Here is a 20,147-nt window from a genome sequence, read left to right as displayed (position 1 = left end):
GACTAATTTTGTCGATATTTTGTGGCTGCACTTTTATGGCGTTGCCTGAATCCAGGCCGCAGCCTTCTCGGCCATCATCAGCGTGGGGCTGTTGGTGTTGCCGCTGGTGATGGTGGGCATGGCCCCGGCATCAATCACGCGCAGACCTTGCACGCCGCGCACCTTGAAGCGGCTGTCCAGCACGGCCATGGGATCGTCCTCGCGGCCCATCTTGGTGGTGCCCACAGGGTGAAAGATGGTGGTGGCAATGTCGCCCGCCAGCCGGGCCAGATCTTCATCGCTTTGGTACTGCACTCCGGGCTTCCATTCTTCGGGCTTGAATGGCGCCAGCGCAGGCTGGGCCACAATGCGTCGCGTCACGCGCAGGCTGTCGGCCGCGACCTGGCGGTCTTCGGGCGTGGATAGGTAATTGGGCGCAATCGCTGGTGCTTTGCGGAAGTCTGAACTCTGCAGCTGCACGGTGCCCCGGCTGCTGGGGTTGAGGTTGCAGACGCTGGCGGTGAATGCCGAAAAATCGTGCAGTGGCTCGCCAAAAGCATCTAGCGACAGGGGCTGCACGTGATATTCAAGGTTGGGGTGGGCTAGCGAGGGGTTGCTGCGCGTAAAAGCACCTAGTTGCGATGGCGCCATGCTCATGGGGCCGCTGCGCTTGAGCGCGTATTCCAGCCCGATAGCGGCCTTGCCCCAGAGGCTGCTGGCCATGGTGTTGAGCGTTTTGGCGTTCTGAACTTTGTAAACTGAGCGAATCTGCAAATGGTCTTGCAGATTCGATCCCACGCCGGGCAGGTCGCGCCGCACGGTAACGCCGCGCTGCTGCAGCAAGTCGCCAGGGCCTATGCCCGAGAGTTGCAGGAGATGTGGCGAGTTGACGGCGCCTGCGCACAGCAGCACCTCGCGTGTGGCCTGCACGCTGACCATTTCATTGCCTGTCCAAACTTCGGCGCCTGTGCAGCGCTGGCTGCCATCGGGCTGGTCTTCCAGAATCAGGCGACTGACCTGGGCGCGCGTCCACATCTCGAAGTTGGGGCGGCCGTAGCAGGTGGGTCGCAAAAAGGCCTTGGCCGTGTTCCAGCGCAGGCCGGCCTTCTGGTTGACTTCAAAGTAGCTCACGCCTTCGTTGCAGCCCCGGTTGAAGTCGTCGGTGGCCGGAATACCCGCCTGCTGCGCGGCCTGAGAAAAGGCGTCGAGGATGTCCCAGTGCAGGCGCTGCTTTTCCACACGCCATTCACCGCTGCCGCCGGTGCTTTTGCTGCCGTGAAGCTGCTTGAATGCGTCGCTGGCATTGGCACTGTGTTCTGCATCGAGTCGCCAATGGTCTTCATGTTGGCGAAAGGCGGGTAGTACCTGATCCCACTGCCAGGTGTCGTCGCCCGTGAGCTGTGCCCACTGTGCATAGTCGCGGGCCTGACCGCGCATATAAATCATGCCGTTGATGCTGGAGCTGCCGCCCAGCGTCTTGCCACGGGGGTAGCGCAGGCTGCGCCCGTTGAGGCCTGCAGCGGGTTCGGTCTGATAGAGCCAGTCAGTGCGCGGGTTGCCTATGCAGTAGAGGTAGCCAACGGGGATGTGAATCCAGTGGTAATCATCCTTGCCGCCGGCTTCTATCAGCAGAACCCGGTGATTTTTGTTGCGGGTAAGACGGTTGCACAGCAGCGAACCTGCTGTGCCCCCGCCGATGACGATGTAGTCAAACTGGGTGTCACTCATGGGCAGATCAAAGGCCAGATACAGGCCGAATTCGGGTTTGCGGGCAGGCCAAACCTTCAGGGGTCATAGGCAAAAAGGCTGATTCATTAAGTGCGATGGAGCAGGTGGTGTCGATAGGGAAAGCGCTTGAGTACTCCTGTTTTTGAAGCAGCTCACGCAATACTGGTTTCGGCTTTCGCGATTTTTTGATAAAAATTGCAGCGGTATCATCGTGCGTTCATGCGGCAGCGGCCTACGCGCTGCGTTTGGCATGCTCTGTGTGTGCATCGGGCTGGCGCGTTATGCTGGTCTCCTCTGGTTACCCAGCCTCCCTCATGTCCTAGGAAGCGTTTCTTTGTCCAGCTCAGACCAACTACCTCAATGTCCGCTGCAGACCCGTGATGGTCAGCAATGGGCCGTGCCTATGGGCCGCTGGAGTGCTGCGGAGCTGGGCGATCGTCATATCTGGCGTCAGCTGGCCCCGCAGATCAAGGCCGTCCCCAAGGGCGTTGCCTGGGATTTGCAGCAAATGGTCAGGTTCGACCATATCGGCGCGCAGCTGCTGTGGGAGCAATGGGGCAAGGTCTGGCCTGATCAGTTGCTGACCACCGCCAATCAGCGCTCCATGCTGGAGCGCGTGGCCAAGTTCAGCGATGTGCCTGCACCCAAGCCTGAAGCCTCGGGATGGATGTGCGAGGTCAATCAGCTGGGGCAGATGGTGATTGGTGCCTGCGGGCATTTCACCAAGTTGATTGGGCTGATCGGTCAGCTGCTGCTGGACTGTATTCGTCTGGTGCGCAATCCGCTTCGTGGCCCCTGGCGCGATATCTCGGGCCATCTCTATGCCACGGGTGCCACGGCATTGCCCATCACGGCGCTGGTGGGCTTTCTGATTGGCGTGGTGCTGGCCTATCTGATGGCGCTGCAGTTGCGTCAGTTCGGCGCCGAGTCCTTCATCGTCAACATTCTGGGCATCTCGCTGATCCGTGAGCTGGGGCCGCTGCTGGCGGCGATTCTGGTGGCGGGGCGCAGCGGCTCTGCCATCACGGCGCAGATTGGCGTGATGCGCGTGACCGAAGAGCTCGATGCCATGCAGGTCATGGGAATCTCCAAGGGCTATCGCCTGGTCATGCCGCGTGCACTGGCGCTGGCCGTGTCCATGCCACTGGTGTCGTTGTGGACGATTCTGGCCGCGCTGGCGGGCGGCATGGTGGCGGCAGACCTGACCATGGATATCACGCCGTCCTACTTCCTGCAGTCTTTGCCCGCGGCTGTGAAGGTCGGCAATCTGGCGCTGGCCATGGGCAAGTCCGTTGTGTTTGGCGTGCTGATTGCGCTGATCGGCTGCCACTGGGGTCTTCAGGTGGAACCCAATACCCAGAGTTTGGGGCGCGGCACCACGGCCTCGGTGGTGTCTTCCATCACCATGGTCATCATCGTGGATGCGATCTTCGCCATCCTCTTCAGAAATGTGGGGTTTTAAGATGAACTACCCCTTGTGCGGTTTCGCCGCCTCCCCGAAGGGGCGCGATCCCTTTGCTGCGGGGCGGCCCTTGCTGGGTGTCTCTGCGCGGGCTCGTGCCAGTTGGGTGGAACTGGAGGTGCGTGGATGACAGAGGTAATGCAGAACCGTCGTATCGAGGGTGCCGTAGGTGGTTACCAGCCGCCACAGAATGTGCAGCCGCTGGTACAGGCGGTTGACCTGTGGACCGAGTTCGGCGAGGGCGAGTCGCGCTTTGCCGTACACCAGGATTTGAATTTCGATGTCTACCCGGGTGAAATCCTCACCCTGGTGGGGGGCTCGGGTACGGGTAAGACCGTGCTGCTGCGCCAGATACTGGGCCTGCTCTCGCCATCGCGTGGGACCGTCACGGTCAGCGGCCGGCCCTCGCGCGAAGTCATCAGTGGCGAGCTGGCCGCGAGTCAGGTGGGCATGCTGTTTCAGCAGGGTGCGCTGTACTCAGCCTTCAGCGTGCTGGACAACATTGCTTTTGCGCTGAACGAACAGGGCACGCTGCCCGATGCCGTGGTGCGCGATGCGGCCATGGTCAAGCTGCAGATGGTGGGCCTCAAGCCCGAGCATGCGACGCGCATGCCCGCTGACCTGTCTGGCGGCATGATCAAGCGCGTGGCGCTGGCACGCTCGCTGATGATGGACCCGCCGCTGCTGCTGCTTGACGAGCCTACCGCCGGGCTGGACCCCAAGGGTTCGGACGAATTCTGCGAATTGCTGCGTGATATTCATGCTGAGCTGGGCCTGACCGTGATCATGGTCACCCACGATCTGGATACGTTGTTTGCGCTGTCCACGCGCGTGGCCGTGCTGGCCGAGAAGAAGGTGCTGGTGACCGGCGCGCCACGCGATGTGGCTGAGGTCAAGCACCCGTTTATCGAACACTTTTTCCAGGGAGAACGTGGCCGCCGCGCCATGGCCCCGGTGCAAGGCGGCCCTGCCGCAGAGGAAAGCTGATGGAAAACAAGTCCCATGCCATGGCCGCCGGCATCTTTGTGCTGGTGGTTGCAGCCCTGCTGGCAGGGCTGGCCGTCTGGCTCACGCGCGATAACCGCGAGTACCAGCTCTATGAAATGTCCACCAAGGATGGCGTCAGCGGCCTGCAGCCGCAGGCCACGGTGCGCTACAAGGGCGTGCCTGTGGGCAAGGTGGTACGCATTAGCTTTGACCCGCAGATTCCTGGCAATGTGCTGATTCGCGTGGCAGTGGGCGAGGACACGCCCGTAACCCCCGCCACCTATGCCCAGCTGGGCTACCAAGGTGTCACGGGTCTGGCCCACATTCAGCTCGATGATGATGCCAAAGCGCCGGAGGAGATCAAGCCTGGCCCCAGCGGCCTGCCGCGTCTGCGCATGAAGTCTTCGCCGCTGAACATGTTGGCCGATCAAGGCCCGGTGCTGCTGGAGCGGGTTGATGAAATTTCACGCCGCCTCAACGCCATGCTGGGCGAAGACAACCAGAAGCACATGAGCGAGGCGCTGCAGAACATTGCTGCCGCTGCGGGCAGCGTCAATCAACTGGCTGGCACCATGAACAAGGCCGCTGCTGGCTTTCCGCAAATTACTGCGGATGCACATCAGACCCTGGAGTCGCTGACCAAGGCCGGTAACGCCGCCACCGGCGTCGCCAATGGCCTGCAGGACACGGTGCGCAAGATCAATGCCCCCGATGGCCCGCTCAAGCAAATTGCCGATGGCACGCAGGCGCTGTCTCAGGCCGCAGACGCCATGGGCCGCAACACGCTGCCGCGCGTGAACCGCGCCGCCGATGATTTCTCGCGCGCATCGCGCAGCCTGAGCAATATGGCCAGCCGCATCGGCGACAACCCGCAGTCCGTCATCTATGGTGCTGGCGTGGGCCAGCCCGGCCCGGGTGAGACCGGCTTTGTGGCTCCGGCAGCCGCGCATTGATCTGACGAAACCGTCACAGGAACCGATATGGCAAAACCTCTCCATTTTTCGTCTGCTCTGCTGCGCGCTGCCACTCTGTCTGCTGCGGCGCTGGTGCTGGCTGCCTGCTCTGCGCTGCCCACAGCGCCCACCCAGCCTGTGCGCTATGACCTTGGGCTGACCGACACTGCAGTGCCGCAGGCCAATGCCGCTGCGCCCAGTGTGGCTCCGCCGCCGCTGGTACTGGCGGAAGTGCAGACGCCTGCAGGGGCTGACAACTCCACGGCCATGCTTTACCGCCTGGCCTATGCCGACCAGCAGGAGCAACGCGCCTATCAAGGTGCCCGCTGGAGCCTGCCGCCTGCGCAGATGCTGGAGCAGCGCCTGCGCACCCGCCTGGCGCTGGAGCGCCCGGTGCTCACGGAAAAAGACAACCTCAGCGCCAACCCCAATGACACGCGCCCGCTGGGCCTGCTGCGCCTTGAAGTGGTGGAGTTCAGCCAGGTTTTTGACAGCGCTCAGAGCAGCCAGGCCGTGGTGCGCATCCGCGCTAGCCTGATTGCGCAAGACCGCCGCGGTGGCAATGTGTTGCTGGGCCAGCAGTTGTTCAGTGCCCAGACCCCGGCGGTGACTGGCGATGCCGCCGGTGGCGCACAGGCAATGGCTGCCAGCGTCAATAACCTGGCCAATCAGCTCAGCAGCTGGTTGCAGAAGTACGGCCGATAGGTTTTCAGTGCGCTCACATCACAAAGCCCTGCCATGCAGGGCTTTGTTGATTCTGGGCAAGCTTCTGGCGCAGGTGTGCGAGGCTTTTCTGATGTGCGTCAATGGCCGGAAGCTGCCTTCTTTTTAAGCTGCAGAGTCCTCAAACCCGACCACCACGCACAAGGAACTGCCATGGCCAGCCTCGAATGGAATGCTGCTCTCATCCTCGATTTTCCCGTCATGGACGAGGTGCATGAAGAGTTCGTCACCCTGCTGGCGCAGGTTGAAGCGGCTGGCGACGAGCAGCTGTGTGCGCTTTGGGATGCGCTGATCGCGCACACCCAGCATCACTTCGACCAAGAAGACCGCTGGATGCAGACGACGGGCTTTGCCACAAGCAACTGCCATAGCCAGCAGCACAAGGTGGTGCTGGCCGTGATGCGTGAAGGTGCAGTCAAGGGCGGTCAGGGGGACCTGGGCTCGATTCGCCACATGGCGGGCGAGCTTGGCCCCTGGTTCAGCCACCACGCACAAAACATGGATGCCGCGCTGGCCCTGCACATGCGCCGCGCAGGCTTTGACCCGATTACGGGCACGGTGCTGACCCCTGAGGCTTTGCCTGATGAGCTGATTACCGGCTGCGGCGGTGCTTGCGGCAGCGCTGAAAAAGCGGCAGAAGCTACGGTATAAAACCGGCGCGGCCCAATCAGAGACAGCAAGCAAGTGCCGCCACACAGCGAAGCTGTCGTCCCCTTTGGGGGAAGCGCCGTAGCCGCTCAGGCAGTCAAGGGTAAATCGCGGGCGAGGCGAGGATGGGGAAAATTTTGACCAGCCCGCCCGCCATCACTTCAATGGCCAGCGCCGCCAGAATCAGCCCCATGAGCCGGGTCATCACATTGATGCCGGTTTTGCCCAGTACGCGGGCAATCGGGTTGGCCAGCGAAAAGCACAGCATGATGGCCGCCGCCACCACCACGCCATAGCCCACCAGGGCCACATGTTGCCAGATGGTGCGCGCCTGATCGGCGTAGATCACCACGGTGGACATGGCGGCAGGCCCGGTCAGCAGCGGAATGGTCAGCGGCACCACGGCAATGCTGTTGCCCTCGGCGGCTTTTTCCACACCGGCCTCCAGCGTGCCGTTGTTGGGCCGGTCTTCTGCCGGGCGCGAGTTCAGCATGTTCATGGCGCTGAGCAGCAGCAGCAGGCCGCCGCCGACCTGAAAGCTTTGCAGTGAGATATTGAAGAACTGCAGAATCTGCAGACCCAGCAGGGCACACACCGCAATCACGCAGAATGCCGCAAATGCTGCGGTGCGAATGGTTTGCCAGCGCTGGTCTGCGTTAAAGCCTGCCGTGTAGTGGATGAAAAACGGAATGATGGCCAGCGGGTTGATGATGGCAACCAGTGTGATGAGCGGCTTCAGGTCCATGGCATGGGGCTTCCGGTGGCTTGATCGATTCGTCAGTGCATCAGTGCAGGTGAGCAGGGCTTGAGGCGCTGCCCGGCTATGGGTTGGGTGCCGCCCATCGCAGCGCAGAAATTTTTCTGAACCATCAGCGCGTAGACAATGGGTTGCGGTATGTCTGTGGGTGGTGAAACGCCGGGCCAGCGAAAAAACGCGAGTTCAGCGGGTTAACTCAGGCATTACAGCATTCATTCGCCAAAGATAATGAAATCCTTTGTCGATGCTTTTCGGGCTTACGATGAGTGCAACAAATATAGGAGCATATATGGGTAGCTTTGTTGAACTGACCGCCGTAGATGGCGCCAAGACTCCTGCTTATGTGGCCATGCCAGAAGGCAAGCCGCGCGGTGCCGTGGTGGTGCTGCAGGAAATATTTGGCGTGAACTCGCATATCCGCTCCGTGGCCGATCGTTATGCCGCTCAGGGCTATGTGGCCGTGGCCCCCGCCATGTTTGCGCGCGTCAAAGCCAATGTAGAGCTGGGCTATACCGAAGAAGACATGCAGACGGGCTTCGCCCTCAAGGGCGCGGTGGAGGCCTTGCCCGAACCCGGTGTGCTGCGCGATGTGGAAGCGGCCGTTGCCCATGCTGCCACGCTGGTGCCTGGTGGTAAGGTCGGCGTGGTGGGTTTTTGCTGGGGTGGCTTGATGACATGGCGCGCAGCTTGCACACTGCCCAGCGTCTCTGCGGCAGTCTGTTACTACGGCGGCGGCATGACGGGTGAGAAAGAAGCCAACCGTCAGGCGCTGTGCCCGGTGCTGGCCCACTTTGGCAGCAAAGATCACTACATCTCGCTGGAGTCTGTGGAAGCCTTCAAGCTGGCCCAGCCCAAGGTCGAAGTCCATATCTACGAAGCAGACCACGGCTTCAACTGCGGCCAGCGCGGCTCTTACAGCGCAGCCGCTGCGGCCAAGGCCAATGAGCGGACCCTGGCCTTCTTTGCCCAGCATCTGGGTTGATATCAAAACAATAGCTGCTTGCGCTTGACTGATAAGGGAAAGCAGCTGTTTTGATTCAAAATATGCCGCGACTAGGCATGCCTCAACTTAGAGACAGCTAGCAAGGGCCGCCCCGCAGCGAAGCTGTCGTCCCCCTCCGCGAAGCAGAGAGGGGGAGGCCGCACAGCGGCTCAGGAGTGTTTTTATTCCTTCTCTTCGCTCTCAAGATAGCGTCTGCGCCAGAAGTACGCCACCAGCACCACGGTGATGATGACCATGGCCAGCAAAGCCCAGATGAATCCATCTTTCTTGTGGACAAAGGGGATGAACTCGAAGTTCATGCCAAAGATACCGGCAATCAGATTGAGCGGCAGAAAGATGGCAGTGACCGTGGTCAGGGTGCGCATGATGTCGTTGGCGCGGTTGCTCTGGGCCGAGAAATGCATTTGCACCGCCGTCTCGGCGCTTTGCTCCATGCGGTGAATATGGTGGGTCACGCGCTCTATGTGCTCCAGCACATCGCGTGAGCGCACGCGCAGCAGCTCGCGCTCATGCTGGCGTGCCGCTGTGTGCTCGGGCGGCCAGCCTTCCAGCGCCTCTGTCCAGTCCTGCATGGCGGCGCGCTGGTCTTCACAGATTTCATCGAGCTGGTGTAGTGCCAGGCGCACATCCAGTACGCTGGCCCAGTTGCTGAAGCGCTTATGGGGCTTGAGCAGCGCGATCTGCCAGTGATCAATCTGCCGCGTCAGCGTGCGGCGCAGGTCCAGATAGCCGTCCACCATGCCGTTGACCATGCGCAGCATCAGATCGGCGGGCTCTACGGGCATTTTTGCGGTGACGGGGCGGCTGTCGTTCTTGGTTGGGCCGGCCATCAGGCGCTGCCAGAAATTCTCCAGCACAAAGCAGTTGTCGGGGTGTACAGACAGCAGGATCTGGTCATACAGGGCAAAGCCCACAGGCTGGGTTTCTACGCGCTGCAGCACAGGCGCTTCGCGGTCTTTTGGCACCGCATGGGCTGAGTGATGCGATGGAGGCGGTGCATTCACCGCAGGTGAATGGGGGGCTGCAGCCATGGCGGGTGGGGTGAGCGCCGGTGCGGTGCTGGCTGCGGGGTCTGTGGCATGTGGCCCGTTCAGCGGTGGCAGGTGGGCATTGGCGAGGCGGCGAAATACCAGCACGTCATACACCGAGGTGTAGTCGTAGTTGGAAGGGATGGCCGGGTTGAGCAGGTCGGAGACATGCAGATCGACCAGCGGTGAGCCGCCCAGCTTCGTCAGCATGGCCTGTATGGCGGGCAGTTGCGATTCCAGTTCGGAGCGTGCGCAGGAAACCCAGTAAAACCCGGTGGTGGCGGGCTGCGTGGGCAGGCCTTCAACAGGCTGGGCATAAAGCGGGGAGATATGCAGCACGCGCATGGGCAACAACACCTTGGGTAGCGGAAGCGGATACAAGAACGGCCCAGAAGCAGCTTCTGAGCCGTTGGATCATGCCTTAATTGGTCTCAAGTGCAAGTCAGTAAAGCGCTTGCAGCTATCAAATTCATAGACCACGCAGCTTCTTGGCGGCGTCAATGGCGAAGTAAGTCAGGATGCCATCGGCACCCGCGCGCTTGAAGGCCAGCAGGGCTTCCATCATCACTTGGTCATGGTCCAGCCAGCCATTGGCGGCGGCGGCCTTGATCATGGCGTACTCGCCGCTGACCTGGTAGGCAAAGGTGGGCACCTTGAATTCGTCCTTGACGCGGCGCACCACGTCCAGATAGGGCATGCCGGGTTTGACCATGACCATGTCTGCGCCTTCGGCGATGTCCAGCGCCACTTCGCGCAGGGCTTCGTTGGTGTTGGCCGGATCCATCTGGTAGACGTTTTTGTCGGCCTTGCCCAGGGCACCACGGGTGCCCACGGCGTCGCGGAAGGGGCCGTAGAAGGCGCTGGCGTACTTGGCGCTGTAGGCCATGATGCGGGTGTGAATGTGGCCTTGCAGCTCCAGCGCTTCACGGATAGCGCCAATGCGGCCGTCCATCATGTCGCTGGGGGCGACCATGTCGACACCGGCTTCGGCATGGGCCAGAGCCTGGCCGACCAGCACTTCTACGGTGTCGTCGTTGATGATGTAGCCGCTTTCGTCCAGGATGCCGTCCTGGCCGTGGCTGGTGTAGGGGTCCAGCGCCACGTCGGTCATCACGCCCAGCTGGGGGAATTCTTGTTTCAGTGCCCGGATGACGCGGGGAATCAATCCATCGGGGTTCAGCGCTTCCTTGCCGTCGGGGGTCTTCAGGCTGGCGTCAATGGCGGGGAACAGGGCCAGATAAGGAATCTCCAGCTTCACGCATTCCTCGGCCACGGGCAGTAGCAGGTCCAGGCTCAGACGGTCAACGCCGGGCATGGAGGGCACGGCCTCGCGCTTGTGGCTGCCTTCGTGCACAAACACGGGGTAGATGAAGTCGTGGGACGTCAGCACGTTCTCACGAACCAGATTGCGGGTGAAAGCATCGCGGCGCAGACGGCGGGGGCGATTCTGGGGGAATGGAGTAGGGCTGGACAAATGCATGGGGAAAATTGTGCCCCATTCGCCATGCCTTGGCTGGCAGGTTCGTGACTAATCCATGACGGCAGTCGCATTGCAGGTAAAGACAGCGCTTGCGGCGGGCGATGCACGGCAGCGGCCCTTACACTGGCTCCATGCTATGGGTCAAAGCTTTTCATATCGTTTTCGTGGCCAGCTGGTTTGCTGGTTTGTTCTATTTGCCGCGCATCTTCGTCAACTTGGCCATGGTCACGCCGGGCTCGGTGGCTGAGCGTGAGCGTCTGCTGCTGATGGCGCGCAAGCTGCTGCGCTTTACCACCCTGCTGGCCGTGCCAGCGCTGGGGCTGGGCCTGTGGCTGTGGCTGGGCTGGGGCTTCAAGGGCGGCTGGCTGCATGCCAAGCTGGCCGTGGTGCTGCTGGTCATTGGCTACCACCACAGCTGTGCCGTGCTGCTGCGCAAGCTGGGGGACAACACCTGTCATAAAAGCCACCGCTGGTTTCGCTATTACAACGAAGTGCCTGTAGTGCTCTTGATCGCCGCCGTGATTCTGGTGGTGCTCAAGCCTTTCTAGTCTTGACCGGAACAAGGGCTGTTGTGTCTGAACCTTCGGTAACTCAGGCTGCCGGGCTGCCGGTGATCTCCATGCGCCACACCTCGGCCTGGCCGCTGGCGCTGGTGTATTCCGTGCTCATTGTGTTTGCTAGCCTGTTTCCGTTTGATGGCTGGCGCGCTCAGGGGATTGATCCGCGCGTCTTTCTGTTCGCAAAAATCCCGCCGCCTTACTGGACCTGGTTCGACGTCAACACCAATATCGTTGGCTATGCGCCGCTGGGCTTTTTTCTGGCGCTGGCGCTGATGCGCTCGGGCAAGCCACGGCTGGCCGTGCCACTGGCCTTTCTGGCAGGAACGCTGCTGTCGCTGTGCATGGAGTTTTTGCAGATTTACCTGCCGCGCCGCGTACCGTCTAACCTTGATTGGGTGCTCAACTCCGGTGGCACGCTGATTGGCGCGCTGCTGGCCGCATTGCTGGAAAAGCTGGGTGCAGTCTCGCGCTGGAGCGCTTTTCGCAGTCAGTGGCTGGGCGAGGGCGGGGCGGGCGTGCTGGTGCTGCTGGCGCTGTGGCCGTTTGCGCTGCTGTTCCCGGCGGCCGTGCCCTTCGGTCTGGGGCAGGTGCTGGAGCGGCTGGATGAGACCTTGCAGGACTGGCTGCTCAATACCCCGTTTGAGGACTGGCTGCCGCTGGGCGACTTTGCGATGACGCCGCTTTCCATGGTGACGGAGATGTTCTGCGTCACGCTGGGATTGTGGGTGCCTTGTCTGCTGGCCTATTGCGCCGTGCGTCACATGGGGCGCCGTGTCTTGGCGGGGGGACTGTTGGTGGCTGCGGGTGTGGGCGTGACGGCATTGTCAGCCGCTTTGAGCTGGGGTCCTGCTCACGCCTGGGAATGGGTGGATTTGCCGGTGCGTCTTGGTATCTGGGGCGGCCTGGGCTTGGCCGTGATTGCGCTGCCTGCCTCGCGCCGCATCTGCGCCGTGCTTTTGCTGCTGGTACTGGTGCTGCACCTGAGCATCCTCAATCAGGCACCCACCAATGTGTACTTTGCCCAGACGCTGCAGGCCTGGGAGCAGGGGCGTTTCATCCGCTTTTACGGGCTGGGCCAGTGGCTAGGCTGGCTCTGGCCTTACGTGACGCTGGCGTATGTAGTGGTTCGCGTTTCCAGGCGGCAATAGCCTGCCTAGAATGACCGCACTATGAGTGACACCCAGAACCAAGCCAATGCCGATGGCTACTACCAGCGCCATATTTTCTTTTGCCTGAATGAGCGCCCCAATGGTGAGGACTGCTGCGCCCTGCATGGGGCCAAAGCAGGCTTTGACCATTGCAAGCGCCGCGTGAAGGAAGAGGGTCTGGCTGGCAAGGGTCAGGTGCGCGTGAACAAGGCGGGCTGCCTTGACCGCTGCGCTGGTGGTCCCGTGGCCGTGGTCTATCCGGAAGCGGTCTGGTACACCTTTATCGATGACAGCGATATCGACGAAATCGTTGAATCTCACCTCAAGAACGGCAAGGTGGTTGAGCGACTGGTGCTGCCCGATAACGTCGGCCGGTGACTGGCACCCCATGAGCCGCTTTGCGGCTTCCCCCTGAGGGGGCGACGCCCTCGGTGCGCGGCGCGCTTCCTCTGTGTCTCTAGCTTAGGGTGAGCCTGTTTAAGTATTTTTGATAGTCAGCCTAATCGCAGTAAGCGCTGATAGCTACAACTAGGATAGCAATCGTGAATTCTCAGACTGAACGACTGACGCTGACCGGCGGTGCCGGCGTGATTGAAGCCCTGCGTGACCCCGCGCAACTGGTTGACGGGCAAAGCCCCAAGGGTGTGGCCATCATTGCCCATCCGCATCCGCTGTTTGCTGGCACCATGGACAATAAGGTGGTGCAGACGCTGGCGCGTGCCTTTGTGCAGTGCGGCTATACGGCGGTGCGTTTCAACTTTCGTGGCGTGGGTGCCAGTGCGGGTGAATATGACGCGGGCAAGGGTGAGCTGCAGGACTTGTTGGCGGTGATACGTCAGGTTGCGCCCGAGGGGCCAATTGCATTGGCTGGCTTCTCCTTTGGCGCTTTTGTCACCAGCCATGCGCTGGCTGCATTGTGGGATGAAGGCCGAGTGGCCAAGGCCGTGCTCGTCGGCACCGCTGCCAGTCGCTTTGAGGTCGCGCCCGTGCCCGCTGCAGCGCATGACAGCACCCTGGTCATTCACGGCGAGGCCGATGACACTGTCGAGCTGTCTTCCGTCATGGACTGGGCACGCCCGCAGATACTGCCTGTTACCGTGATTCCGCAGGTGGGGCACTTCTTTCACGGACAATTGCCTCTGCTCAAGAGCTTGGTCGTGCGCCATCTGAAGTCGCAGTAAGCACTCCCTTTTTGAACCCTGACGCATTGGTCTTGGTCAATCCCTTTTCATAGCACCAAGCCAAGGTATATCCTTGGCTTTGGCTGTTTTTGATGGTGAATCACCGTCGCCTACCTTTGCTTTAGCGAGAGTTTTCTTCATGAAGCCCATTTATTCCACGCTGCGTGTTCTGGCTGTTGCTGCCGCAGTCGCGCCTGTTTTTGCCATGGCTCAGGTGGCGGCCCCCGTTCCTCCCGAAATTGCTGCCCGCAATTACCTATTGGTGGATGTCACCGCCGGTCAGGTGCTGGGTGCCAAGGATGTCGATGCTCCCGTGGAGCAGGCATCTCTGACCAAGCTGATGTCTGCCTACGTGGTGTTTGACGCCCTGCGTGCCAAGAAGATCACGCTGGAGCAGCGCATGCCCGTGAGCGAGCGCGCCTGGAAGATGCCCGGCTCGCGCATGTTCATCGACCCCAAGATGCAGGTGCCGGTGAACGATCTGGTCAGCGGCATGATCATCCAGTCGGGTAATGACGCCACCATGGCCCTGGCAGAAGCCGTGGGCGGCACGGCGGAAAACTTCGTCAAGATGATGAATGACCAGGCCAAAGCCCTGGGCATGAAAAATACCAGCTACAAGAATCCCGAAGGTCTGACCGAGCCCGGCCATCTGACCACGGCTCGCGACCTGTCCATCCTGGCGCAGCGCCTGATGCATGACTTTCCCGAGTACATGCATTACTACGCCACCAAGCACTATGCCTACCCGGGCACGCCAGCCTCCAATGGCAACAACCGCAACTCGCTGCTGTTCCGCGATCCTACGGTAGACGGCCTGAAAACCGGTCACACCAACGCCGCCGGCTACTGTCTGGTGGCTACAGCCAAGCGCGACCTGCCCAATGTGGGCCAGCGCCGCCTGTTGTCCATCGTGTTGGGTACGGCCAGCGAGAAGGCACGTGCCAACGAAAGCCAGAAGCTGCTGAACTGGGGTTACACCGCCTATGACGCAGTCAAGCTGTTTGATGCGGACCAGCCTGTGGCCACGCCCGCTGTCTGGAAGGGGGCCGCCAATGCGGTCAAGATCGGCAAGGCCGATGGCGCTGTGGTGGTGACCGTGCCCTCGGGTACCGGCGGCAAGCTAACCACCGAAGTCGTGCGCCAAGACCCACTGATTGCCCCAATCGCCAAGGGCCAGGTCATGGGCGTGCTCAAGGTCAAATCGGGTGCTGATGTTGTTGCTGAAGTGCCACTGGTCGCTCTTGAGGCGGTTGAGCAGGCAGGCTTCTTCGGCCGCCTGTGGGACACCATTCGCCTCTGGATCAAGTAAGACTCCTCGCTGGCACAAGGGAAATCCTTTGCCAGCTGCGGGAGCCTGATGTACACGCTTGAAAAAATGGTGGCTTGCGGGGCTATTGCGCCGCAGCAGTTGTGCGATTTTTCTCAAGCTGGTACATTCGAGGGCTTTTCGGAATTTCCGAAGGGATTCACGTTTTCGCTTTTCACGAAGCAAATTCACGTTTAGGGACGTTATTAATGCCAACCATTAACCAACTCGTGCGTCAGGGCCGCACGGTAGAAGTTGTTAAATCCAAGAGCCCTGCTATGGAAAACTGCCCCCAGCGCCGTGGCGTGTGCACTCGCGTGTACACCACCACACCTAAGAAGCCTAACTCGGCTCTGCGTAAGGTGGCTAAGGTTCGTCTGACCAACGGTTTCGAAGTTATTTCGTACATCGGCGGTGAAGGCCACAACCTGCAAGAGCACAGCGTTGTGCTGGTGCGTGGCGGCCGTGTGAAGGACTTGCCTGGTGTGCGTTACCACATCGTGCGCGGTTCTCTTGACCTGCAAGGCGTCAAGGACCGTAAGCAGTCCCGCTCCAAGTACGGTGCCAAGAAGCCTAAGGCTAAGTAATCAGCCCTGGTTTTTTGAAAACAAACGGTGTTTGATTCGCCTGACTGGCGCGATCGAACGTAGTGACCCGAAGCACAAATTTTTGTGTGGGTCGAGTAAGTGAGAGTTTTGAATAGCTCTCGCGGTATCTGAAAAGATGCCAACTGAAGCAAAGATAGAGGTAAAAAATGCCACGTCGTCGCGAAGTCCCCAAACGTGAAATTCTGCCGGATCCAAAGTTCGGCAATGTAGAGCTGTCCAAATTCATGAACGTGATCATGGAAGGCGGCAAGAAGGCGGTTGCTGAGCGCATTATTTATGGCGCTCTGGACCTGATCGAGAAGAAGCACCCCGGTAAGGATCCTCTGGAAGCCTTCGTGGTTGCTATCAACAACGTCAAGCCCATGGTCGAAGTGAAGTCCCGCCGCGTTGGTGGTGCTAACTACCAAGTGCCCGTTGAAGTGCGTCCTGTCCGTCGTCTGGCTCTGGCCATGCGCTGGATCAAGGAAGCTTCCCGCAAGCGTGGCGAGAAGTCCATGGCTCAACGTCTGGCTAACGAGTTGCTGGAAGCAACCGAAGGCCGTGGCGGTGCCATGAAGAAGCGTGACGAAGTTCACCGCATGGCCGAAGCCAACAAGGCATTCAGCCACTTCCGCTTCTAATCGGAATCTCGCTCGAGATACAGGGCCGCATGCAAAAAACTTGCTGCGGCCTTGTGTCGATTCTGAGCGCCCCCATATAGAACTGCTGCTCCCAGCGTACAAGGCCGGGCAAGGCGGCACTCTCGTAAGATCAAGCAAGGATCCATCATGGCTCGCAAGACTCCCATTGAGCGCTACCGTAATATCGGTATCTCGGCTCACATCGACGCAGGTAAGACAACTACCACTGAACGTATCCTGTTCTATACCGGCGTGACCCACAAGCTGGGCGAAGTGCACGACGGCGCTGCTACCACCGACTGGATGGAGCAAGAGCAAGAGCGCGGTATTACCATCACTTCCGCTGCAGTGACCTGCTTCTGGAAGGGTATGGACCTGTCCTACCCCGAGCACCGCTTCAACATCATCGACACCCCCGGCCACGTGGACTTCACGATTGAAGTGGAACGTTCCATGCGCGTGCTCGACGGTGCTTGCATGGTGTATTGCGCCGTGGGTGGCGTGCAGCCCCAGTCGGAAACCGTGTGGCGTCAGGCTAACAAGTACAAAGTGCCTCGTCTGGCCTTCGTGAACAAGATGGACCGTACCGGCGCCAACTTCTTCAAGGTCTATGACGGCATGAAGGCTCGCCTGAATGCGAATCCCGTGCCCGTGGTGATCCCAATCGGCGCTGAAGACAAGTTCGAAGGCGTTGTGGACTTGGTCAAGATGAAGGCCATCATCTGGGATGAAGCATCTCAGGGCATGAAGTTCGAATACCAAGAGATTCCTGCTGACTTGGTGGAAACTGCCAACAAGTGGCGTGAAAACTTGGTCGAGGCCGCTGCTGAAGCCAACGAAGAACTGATGAACAAGTACCTTGAAGAAGGTTCTTTGTCTGAAGAAGAAATCAAGGCGGGTATCCGTGCTCGTACGCTGGCTGTTGAAATTCAGCCCATGCTGTGCGGTACTGCCTTCAAGAACAAGGGTGTTCAGCGCATGCTGGACGCCGTGATCGACTATCTGCCAGCACCAGTGGACATCGACGACGTGACCGGCACTGATCCGGACGACGAAGAGAAGAAGCTGTCGCGCAAGGCTGACGATGCTGAGAAGTTCTCGGCTCTGGCATTCAAGCTGATGACTGACCCGTTTGTGGGCCAGCTGACTTTCGTGCGCGTTTACTCCGGCGTGCTGAGCAAGGGCGAAACCGTCCTGAACTCGGTCAAGGGTAAGAAAGAGCGTATCGGCCGTATCGTACAAATGATGGCCAACGACCGCGTTGAAGTTGAAGAAATTCGCGCTGGCGACATCGCTGCTTGCGTGGGCTTGAAGGACGTGACCACCGGTGAAACACTGTGTGCTCTGGACGCTCCTATCGTGCTGGAACGCATGGTCTTCCCTGAGCCCGTGATTGCACAGGCCGTGGAACCCAAGACCAAGACTGACCAGGAAAAGATGGGTATTGCCCTGTCGCGCCTGGCTGCTGAAGATCCTTCCTTCCGCGTGCGTACTGACGAAGAATCCGGTCAGACCATCATCGCCGGTATGGGCGAGCTGCACCTGGAAATTATCGTTGACCGCATGAAGCGCGAATTCAACGTGGAAGCCAACGTGGGCAAGCCCCAGGTTGCCTACCGCGAAACGATTCGCCAAAAGGTTGTGGACGTGGACGGCAAGTTCGTTCGTCAGTCCGGCGGTAAGGGTCAGTACGGTCACGTGGTGTTCACTGTCGAACCTCAAGAAGCCGGTAAGGGCTTTGAGTTCGTGGACGCCATCAAGGGCGGTGTGGTTCCTCGCGAATACATCCCTGCGGTGGAAAAGGGTGTGATCGAAGCCCTGACTTCCGGCGTGCTGGCTGGTTACCCCGTTGTGGACGTGAAGGTCACTCTGACTTTCGGTTCGTACCACGATGTGGACTCGAACGAAATGGCGTTCAAGATGGCCGCTATCTTCGGTTTCAAGGAAGCTGCTCGCAAGGCATCTCCCGTCATCCTCGAGCCAATGATGGCTGTGGAAGTGGAAACGCCTGAAGACTACGCCGGTACTGTGATGGGTGACTTGTCTTCCCGTCGCGGTATGGTGCAGGGCATGGACGATATGGTTGGTGGCGGCAAGGCCATCAAGGCTGAAGTGCCTTTGTCGGAAATGTTCGGCTACGCCACATCGCTGCGTTCCATGACCCAAGGTCGTGCCAGCTACACCATGGAATTCAAGCACTACGCTGAAGCTCCTCGCAACGTGGCTGAAGCCATCGTTGCAGCCCGCGCCAAGTAATTGACGCAGGTTTGACGAATCCGTCATAATCTCGGGTTCTGATCGCGACAGTTCCTTGTGGGCTGTCGCGATTTTGCCGGTCTGCGATCTCATGCCGTTCTGTTTCCTGTGCAGAGCGAATCAGCAATGGGGTGCAGACCTTAAACATCACACAGGTTTTTGCTCTTTGGAGAAATCATGGCAAAAGAAAAATTCGAACGCACAAAGCCCCACGTTAACGTGGGCACCATCGGTCACGTTGACCACGGTAAGACCACTCTGACTGCTGCTATCGCTACTGTGCTGTCCAAGCACTTCGGCGGCGAAGCCAAGGATTACTCGCAGATCGACAACGCTCCCGAAGAAAAGGCTCGTGGTATCACGATCAACACTTCGCACGTTGAATACGAAACTGCTGCTCGTCACTACGCTCACGTTGACTGCCCCGGTCACGCTGACTATGTGAAGAACATGATCACTGGTGCTGCTCAGATGGACGGCGCTATCCTGGTTTGCTCCGCAGCTGACGGCCCCATGCCCCAGACTCGCGAGCACATCCTGCTGTCGCGTCAAGTGGGCGTTCCTTACATCATCGTGTTCCTGAACAAGGCCGACATGGTGGACGACGAAGAACTGCTGGAACTGGTCGAAATGGAAGTGCGCGAGCTGCTGTCCAAGTACGACTTCCCCGGTGATGACACTCCTATCATCCGCGGCTCCGCTAAGCTGGCTCTGGAAGGCGACCAATCCGACAAGGGTGAACCCGCTATCCTGCGTCTGGCCGAAGCCCTGGATACATACATCCCCACTCCCGAGCGTGCTATCGACGGCGCCTTCGTGATGCCTGTGGAAGACGTGTTCTCGATCTCCGGTCGCGGCACTGTGGTGACTGGCCGTATCGAACGCGGCATCATCAAGGTCGGCGAAGAAATCGAAATCGTCGGTATCACAGATACTGCCAAGACGATTTGCACCGGCGTGGAAATGTTCCGCAAGCTGCTGGACCAAGGTCAAGCTGGCGATAACGTTGGCCTGCTGCTGCGCGGCACCAAGCGTGAAGATGTCCAGCGCGGCCAAGTTCTGGCCAAGCCCGGCTCCATCAAGCCCCACACACAGTTCACTTCCGAAGTGTACGTGCTGTCCAAGGACGAAGGCGGTCGCCACACTCCTTTCTTCAACAACTACCGCCCTCAGTTCTACTTCCGTACAACTGACGTGACCGGCTCCATCGAACTGCCAGAAGGCAAAGAAATGGTGATGCCTGGTGATAACGTTTCGATCACTGTCAAGCTGATCGCTCCTATCGCCATGGAAGAAGGTCTGCGCTTCGCTATCCGCGAAGGTGGTCGTACTGTTGGTGCCGGTGTGGTTGCCAAGATCATTGCTTAATTCTTAGCAAACTAGGAATTATCAATGTCCAAGCAAAAAATCCGCATCCGCCTGAAGGCTTTCGATTACAAGTTGATCGACCAGTCCGCAGCCGAAATCGTTGACACTGCCAAGCGCACCGGCGCGATTGTCAAGGGTCCAGTGCCCCTGCCAACACGCATGAAGCGCTTCGACATTCTGCGTTCGCCTCACGTCAACAAGACCAGCCGCGATCAGTTTGAAATCCGCACGCACCAGCGCCTGATGGATATCGTTGATCCTACTGACAAGACTGTTGACGCTTTGATGAAGCTGGACCTGCCCGCAGGTGTGGACGTCGAAATCAAGCTGCAATAAGAGTTTTGAAAGC

At 59.7% G+C, this 20,147-nt stretch carries 20 protein-coding genes; 16 read left to right on the top strand and 4 right to left on the bottom strand.

Annotation, left to right across the window (positions count from 1 at the left end; translation table 11 throughout):
- Window positions 1-33: 33 nt before the first annotated feature.
- Window positions 34-1,707, bottom strand: a complete 1,674-nt coding sequence (locus HF327_RS09230) for a GMC family oxidoreductase (protein WP_169107942.1) — start codon at window positions 1,705-1,707, stop codon at window positions 34-36.
- 334 nt (window positions 1,708-2,041) lie between these two features.
- Between HF327_RS09230 and HF327_RS09225 the strand changes: the two genes are divergently transcribed.
- The 5 genes from HF327_RS09225 to HF327_RS09205 all read left to right on the top strand — a co-directional run bounded on the left by HF327_RS09225 (window position 2,042) and on the right by HF327_RS09205 (window position 6,483).
- Complete coding sequence (locus tag HF327_RS09225) at window positions 2,042-3,169, top strand: MlaE family ABC transporter permease (protein WP_169107941.1); 1,128 nt, start codon at window positions 2,042-2,044, stop codon at window positions 3,167-3,169.
- A gap of 126 nt (window positions 3,170-3,295) precedes the next feature.
- Window positions 3,296-4,156, top strand: coding sequence for an ABC transporter ATP-binding protein (locus tag HF327_RS09220; protein WP_407927031.1), 861 nt, complete (start codon window positions 3,296-3,298; stop codon window positions 4,154-4,156).
- On the top strand, window positions 4,156-5,109 hold the full coding sequence (locus HF327_RS09215; RefSeq protein ID WP_169107940.1) for an MlaD family protein: 954 nt from the start codon (window positions 4,156-4,158) through the stop codon (window positions 5,107-5,109). The genes HF327_RS09220 and HF327_RS09215 overlap by 1 nt, the downstream gene beginning before the upstream one ends.
- 27 nt (window positions 5,110-5,136) lie before the next feature.
- Window positions 5,137-5,814: an ABC-type transport auxiliary lipoprotein family protein gene (locus HF327_RS09210; protein WP_169107939.1), complete on the top strand. Its 678-nt coding sequence runs from the start codon at window positions 5,137-5,139 to the stop codon at window positions 5,812-5,814.
- Between the two features lie 171 nt (window positions 5,815-5,985).
- Window positions 5,986-6,483: a hemerythrin domain-containing protein gene (locus HF327_RS09205; RefSeq protein WP_169107938.1), complete on the top strand. Its 498-nt coding sequence runs from the start codon at window positions 5,986-5,988 to the stop codon at window positions 6,481-6,483.
- Between the two features lie 94 nt (window positions 6,484-6,577).
- On the opposite strand, the gene HF327_RS09200 is transcribed toward HF327_RS09205, so the two are convergent.
- Window positions 6,578-7,225 carry a MarC family protein gene (locus tag HF327_RS09200; protein ID WP_169107937.1) on the bottom strand — a complete coding sequence of 216 codons (648 nt, stop codon included), beginning with the start codon at window positions 7,223-7,225 and terminating at the stop codon, window positions 6,578-6,580.
- A 301-nt stretch (window positions 7,226-7,526) separates the two neighbouring features.
- Here HF327_RS09200 and HF327_RS09195 point away from each other — a divergent pair, with 301 nt between their 5' ends.
- Entirely contained in the window at window positions 7,527-8,219 is a 693-nt protein-coding gene (locus HF327_RS09195) for a dienelactone hydrolase family protein (RefSeq protein ID WP_169107936.1), read from the top strand.
- A gap of 182 nt (window positions 8,220-8,401) precedes the next feature.
- On the opposite strand, the gene HF327_RS09190 is transcribed toward HF327_RS09195, so the two are convergent.
- Together HF327_RS09190 and hemB are read right to left on the bottom strand one after the other, a co-directional pair.
- Complete coding sequence (locus HF327_RS09190; RefSeq protein WP_169107935.1) at window positions 8,402-9,613, bottom strand: magnesium transporter CorA family protein; 1,212 nt, start codon at window positions 9,611-9,613, stop codon at window positions 8,402-8,404.
- A gap of 124 nt (window positions 9,614-9,737) precedes the next feature.
- Window positions 9,738-10,748, bottom strand: coding sequence for a porphobilinogen synthase (hemB, locus tag HF327_RS09185; protein WP_169107934.1), 1,011 nt, complete (start codon window positions 10,746-10,748; stop codon window positions 9,738-9,740).
- A 131-nt stretch (window positions 10,749-10,879) separates the two neighbouring features.
- Between hemB and HF327_RS09180 the strand changes: the two genes are divergently transcribed.
- The 10 genes from HF327_RS09180 to rpsJ all read left to right on the top strand — a co-directional run bounded on the left by HF327_RS09180 (window position 10,880) and on the right by rpsJ (window position 20,134).
- Complete coding sequence (locus tag HF327_RS09180) at window positions 10,880-11,296, top strand: CopD family protein (protein WP_169107933.1); 417 nt, start codon at window positions 10,880-10,882, stop codon at window positions 11,294-11,296.
- Between the two features lie 71 nt (window positions 11,297-11,367).
- Window positions 11,368-12,456, top strand: coding sequence for a VanZ family protein (locus tag HF327_RS09175; RefSeq protein ID WP_169107955.1), 1,089 nt, complete (start codon window positions 11,368-11,370; stop codon window positions 12,454-12,456).
- A gap of 21 nt (window positions 12,457-12,477) precedes the next feature.
- A complete protein-coding gene (locus tag HF327_RS09170) occupies window positions 12,478-12,834 on the top strand; it encodes a (2Fe-2S) ferredoxin domain-containing protein (protein WP_169107932.1) in 357 nt (118 codons plus the stop codon).
- A 164-nt stretch (window positions 12,835-12,998) separates the two neighbouring features.
- Window positions 12,999-13,637: an alpha/beta hydrolase gene (locus tag HF327_RS09165; RefSeq protein ID WP_169107931.1), complete on the top strand. Its 639-nt coding sequence runs from the start codon at window positions 12,999-13,001 to the stop codon at window positions 13,635-13,637.
- Window positions 13,638-13,776: 139 nt separating this feature from the next.
- Complete coding sequence (locus HF327_RS09160) at window positions 13,777-14,949, top strand: D-alanyl-D-alanine carboxypeptidase family protein (protein WP_169107930.1); 1,173 nt, start codon at window positions 13,777-13,779, stop codon at window positions 14,947-14,949.
- A gap of 206 nt (window positions 14,950-15,155) precedes the next feature.
- A complete protein-coding gene (gene rpsL, locus HF327_RS09155) occupies window positions 15,156-15,533 on the top strand; it encodes a 30S ribosomal protein S12 (protein ID WP_012202325.1) in 378 nt (125 codons plus the stop codon).
- A 167-nt stretch (window positions 15,534-15,700) separates the two neighbouring features.
- The gene (gene rpsG, locus HF327_RS09150) at window positions 15,701-16,174 is read left to right on the top strand and encodes a 30S ribosomal protein S7 (RefSeq protein WP_099739876.1); all 474 of its coding nucleotides are present in this window, start codon (window positions 15,701-15,703) and stop codon (window positions 16,172-16,174) included.
- A gap of 147 nt (window positions 16,175-16,321) precedes the next feature.
- On the top strand, window positions 16,322-18,430 hold the full coding sequence (fusA, locus tag HF327_RS09145; protein WP_169107929.1) for an elongation factor G: 2,109 nt from the start codon (window positions 16,322-16,324) through the stop codon (window positions 18,428-18,430).
- A gap of 177 nt (window positions 18,431-18,607) precedes the next feature.
- Window positions 18,608-19,798, top strand: a complete 1,191-nt coding sequence (gene tuf, locus HF327_RS09140; RefSeq protein ID WP_169107896.1) for an elongation factor Tu — start codon at window positions 18,608-18,610, stop codon at window positions 19,796-19,798.
- A gap of 24 nt (window positions 19,799-19,822) precedes the next feature.
- Window positions 19,823-20,134, top strand: a complete 312-nt coding sequence (rpsJ, locus tag HF327_RS09135; RefSeq protein ID WP_003059431.1) for a 30S ribosomal protein S10 — start codon at window positions 19,823-19,825, stop codon at window positions 20,132-20,134.
- The last annotated feature ends 13 nt before the right edge of the window (window positions 20,135-20,147 follow it).

It is taken from the genome of Comamonas suwonensis (assembly GCF_012844455.2).
In the GTDB taxonomy this organism is placed as follows: domain Bacteria; phylum Pseudomonadota; class Gammaproteobacteria; order Burkholderiales; family Burkholderiaceae_C; genus Comamonas; species Comamonas suwonensis.
The sequence above is the reverse complement of the archived record's forward strand: the minus strand, read 5'-3'. Positions and strand labels throughout refer to the sequence as shown.

What these genes read in the sequence shown, in the direction of transcription:
- HF327_RS09230 (WP_169107942.1), bottom strand. Translation starts at nt 1,707, where the DNA reads ATGAGTGACACCCAGTTTGACTACATCGTCATCGGCGGGGGCACAGCA.
- HF327_RS09220 (WP_407927031.1), top strand. Translation starts at nt 3,296, where the DNA reads ATGACAGAGGTAATGCAGAACCGTCGTATCGAGGGTGCCGTAGGTGGT.
- HF327_RS09215 (WP_169107940.1), top strand. Translation starts at nt 4,156, where the DNA reads ATGGAAAACAAGTCCCATGCCATGGCCGCCGGCATCTTTGTGCTGGTG.
- HF327_RS09210 (WP_169107939.1), top strand. Translation starts at nt 5,137, where the DNA reads ATGGCAAAACCTCTCCATTTTTCGTCTGCTCTGCTGCGCGCTGCCACT.
- HF327_RS09205 (WP_169107938.1), top strand. Translation starts at nt 5,986, where the DNA reads ATGGCCAGCCTCGAATGGAATGCTGCTCTCATCCTCGATTTTCCCGTC.
- HF327_RS09200 (WP_169107937.1), bottom strand. Translation starts at nt 7,225, where the DNA reads ATGGACCTGAAGCCGCTCATCACACTGGTTGCCATCATCAACCCGCTG.
- HF327_RS09195 (WP_169107936.1), top strand. Translation starts at nt 7,527, where the DNA reads ATGGGTAGCTTTGTTGAACTGACCGCCGTAGATGGCGCCAAGACTCCT.
- HF327_RS09190 (WP_169107935.1), bottom strand. Translation starts at nt 9,613, where the DNA reads ATGCGCGTGCTGCATATCTCCCCGCTTTATGCCCAGCCTGTTGAAGGC.
- hemB (WP_169107934.1), bottom strand. Translation starts at nt 10,748, where the DNA reads ATGCATTTGTCCAGCCCTACTCCATTCCCCCAGAATCGCCCCCGCCGT.
- HF327_RS09180 (WP_169107933.1), top strand. Translation starts at nt 10,880, where the DNA reads ATGCTATGGGTCAAAGCTTTTCATATCGTTTTCGTGGCCAGCTGGTTT.
- HF327_RS09175 (WP_169107955.1), top strand. Translation starts at nt 11,368, where the DNA reads ATGCGCCACACCTCGGCCTGGCCGCTGGCGCTGGTGTATTCCGTGCTC.
- HF327_RS09170 (WP_169107932.1), top strand. Translation starts at nt 12,478, where the DNA reads ATGAGTGACACCCAGAACCAAGCCAATGCCGATGGCTACTACCAGCGC.
- HF327_RS09160 (WP_169107930.1), top strand. Translation starts at nt 13,777, where the DNA reads ATGAAGCCCATTTATTCCACGCTGCGTGTTCTGGCTGTTGCTGCCGCA.
- rpsL (WP_012202325.1), top strand. Translation starts at nt 15,156, where the DNA reads ATGCCAACCATTAACCAACTCGTGCGTCAGGGCCGCACGGTAGAAGTT.
- rpsG (WP_099739876.1), top strand. Translation starts at nt 15,701, where the DNA reads ATGCCACGTCGTCGCGAAGTCCCCAAACGTGAAATTCTGCCGGATCCA.
- fusA (WP_169107929.1), top strand. Translation starts at nt 16,322, where the DNA reads ATGGCTCGCAAGACTCCCATTGAGCGCTACCGTAATATCGGTATCTCG.
- tuf (WP_169107896.1), top strand. Translation starts at nt 18,608, where the DNA reads ATGGCAAAAGAAAAATTCGAACGCACAAAGCCCCACGTTAACGTGGGC.
- rpsJ (WP_003059431.1), top strand. Translation starts at nt 19,823, where the DNA reads ATGTCCAAGCAAAAAATCCGCATCCGCCTGAAGGCTTTCGATTACAAG.